Annotated in this window: 4 protein-coding genes; all 4 read right to left on the bottom strand. The window is 46.5% G+C overall.

Annotated features, from left to right (window positions below):
• Positions 1 to 289 (bottom strand): hypothetical protein (locus AK963_RS28170; RefSeq protein ID WP_139117739.1); only part of this gene is annotated, 289 nt, incomplete at its 3' end.
• Positions 279 to 572, bottom strand: a complete 294-nt coding sequence (locus tag AK963_RS28165; RefSeq protein ID WP_066018620.1) for a hypothetical protein — start codon at positions 570 to 572, stop codon at positions 279 to 281. The genes AK963_RS28165 and AK963_RS28170, both read right to left, overlap by 11 nt.
• A 29-nt stretch (positions 573 to 601) precedes the next feature.
• Entirely contained in the window at positions 602 to 1003 is a 402-nt protein-coding gene (locus tag AK963_RS28160; protein ID WP_139117738.1) for a hypothetical protein, read from the bottom strand.
• Positions 1004 to 1122: 119 nt separating this feature from the next.
• Positions 1123 to 2081 (bottom strand): major capsid protein (locus AK963_RS28155; RefSeq protein ID WP_066018618.1); only part of this gene is annotated, 959 nt, incomplete at its 5' end.

The raw sequence follows: 2081 nt of genomic DNA, 5'->3' as shown, positions 1-2081 counted from the left end.
GGGCTTTACCGAACTTGTGAGCCCCGACCGGGAAAGTTCCTATCCAGACGATAAGATATTGGGAATCACTCTTTGGTCTGCTCAGTGTTGTTTTAACCCGGCCAAACTCTTTAAAAAGTTTCTGTGTAATTTTCAGCTGGCTTGCCAACTCTCTTAATACTTGCCGCTCGACCCATGTGCTCAATTTCCGCATGGTGCGTTGAATGGCTAATTCAGTTTTCTTTGGGGAGTGCTTAAACAGTGTTGTCAGTTCTTCAATATCCCCGCTGACTTCCTGCTCAATTAGCATAGATATTCCATTGGGCTAAATAGCCATCGTCTTTTAGTTTCCGGTCTACTTCATAAGTGCTGCCATTGGCCAATACCGTATCCCCTCGCTTGAGCCGGATAGTGCTATCGAGTGACAACACGGTAATCTCTCCCGCCACTGCCTCATACTGGCCAATTTCAACCACCTGTTGCTTGATGATCCCGAGGGTTTCCAGTGTTGAGGTATCAGCGAAAGTAATAGAAAGGGACTGCCCAAACGTCGAAAGGATTGAGTGACCCAGTTGCTTGAAAGCTTCGTCCATAAGGGCAGTTTCCATTTGTAATCTAGTTGTCAGTTGTAATCATTAAACCAGTGTTCATTTTCTACATCAGGTCTAATGTAATCTCCGTTCTTAATAAAAAAATCTGATTTCGCTTTTTGTCTATCACTTATTCTTATCTCTTCATCAAATTGAAACAACTCGGCCTTTGCATTAATTTCAGCCAGAGACCTGCGTAACTCGCCTCGAAGCTCAGCATTTTTAATAATAATGCTTGTTCTCTCATTTCGTTTTTTTTCAAATTCCTTTCTAATTTCTTCGCTATTCTTCTCTAAAGGTATTAATAAAGTGTCTAATATTTGCGCCAGTGAAAGAAGTATATTTATTGTTCTTTTTGATAAAGATGTTAATAGTACAATTAATGCACTATCAGGAAATAACCATTTAAAAAACATTTTAAGTACAGCTAACATCGGAAAATCCAAATCAAAAATAACCAGCATATTGCCAATATATTTCTTTTAATTATATGGGTGAACCTCGTATTGCGGCCCACCTTGCACTTAAGCAAGCGACCCGCAATACACACCTATTAGCTCATAGTGAGCTTAATAACCGCCCTTGGCTTGAGGTTGATCGGCAGTGGGTTTGATTGGGTATGAACAAGCACGCCCTTATCAAAGTCCATAACCTTCTGCTTGGCATAGCGAGGCAGGCCGATGGTGTTGACGGTCTCAATGAAGTCTGCCGGAGCGAACCAGGTTCTAAAGAAGTCAGCATCTTCCGGGTAGAGATACGCTTTATTGTCTGGCACAAAGTCCTGACCGCCGACCGATCCACGGTATTCTTCCCAGTTAATGTCTGCGAAGCGGAATGTACCTTTCGGATCGTTGCGGAGGGCTTCACCATCCTGCCAACGCTGGTAAGCCTCTTTGACCGACTTGTGATTAACAAGGGCATCAAAGAAGTCTTTGCCGACAAACGCCCGGAGGCCGGAATAAGGCTCGGCATCCATAGCATCATCGACCAGCCTGCGAGCCTTGGTAGACTGCAAACGTACGTCAGTGGTGGCACTGCCGAAGTTGAAGTTGTGAGTCTGCTGACTCACACCAAACTCATCAAAGAGGTTGTAAAGCACAGTACTGCCATCACCGTCCAGAATCTCGCCCTTGAGCGCACCCATACGCAGAAATTCCAGCGTCACTTCATGGTTGGCATTCATACGAGCGAGGCGTTGGTTGATTACTGCCTGAACCCCCTGCATCGCATCTTCGCTACCAAACTGGCGCACGTTCTGCACTTCAGCCGCCATGATAGTGCTGTCGTGTGGAATGTGCGGGATAACGAAGCTGCGCATCTGGCGCTTGTCACCGACAGCCTGAGTTGCCGGAGCACCACGCTCGGAAGAAGGCAGCAGACGCAGGACGCCATTGACGCTTTCAACCACTGCGGTTGTGGTGTTGATACCACTCTCCCGGAACAGGCCGAGCTCGCCCAAACGACCGGGCTTGTATTCCATCTCATTGATGGTAGCGGTCAGGCTGGTGAGGC

Origin of the sequence: Endozoicomonas atrinae (assembly GCF_001647025.1) — a bacterium.
Lineage (GTDB): Bacteria > Pseudomonadota > Gammaproteobacteria > Pseudomonadales > Endozoicomonadaceae > Endozoicomonas > Endozoicomonas atrinae.
The sequence above is the reverse complement of the archived record's forward strand: the minus strand, read 5'-3'. Positions and strand labels throughout refer to the sequence as shown.

Coding starts and splice junctions, on each gene's coding strand:
- AK963_RS28160 (WP_139117738.1), bottom strand. CDS start 1,003: ATGTTAGCTGTACTTAAAATGTTTTTTAAATGGTTATTTCCTGATAGT.
- AK963_RS28165 (WP_066018620.1), bottom strand. CDS start 572: ATGGACGAAGCTTTCAAGCAACTGGGTCACTCAATCCTTTCGACGTTT.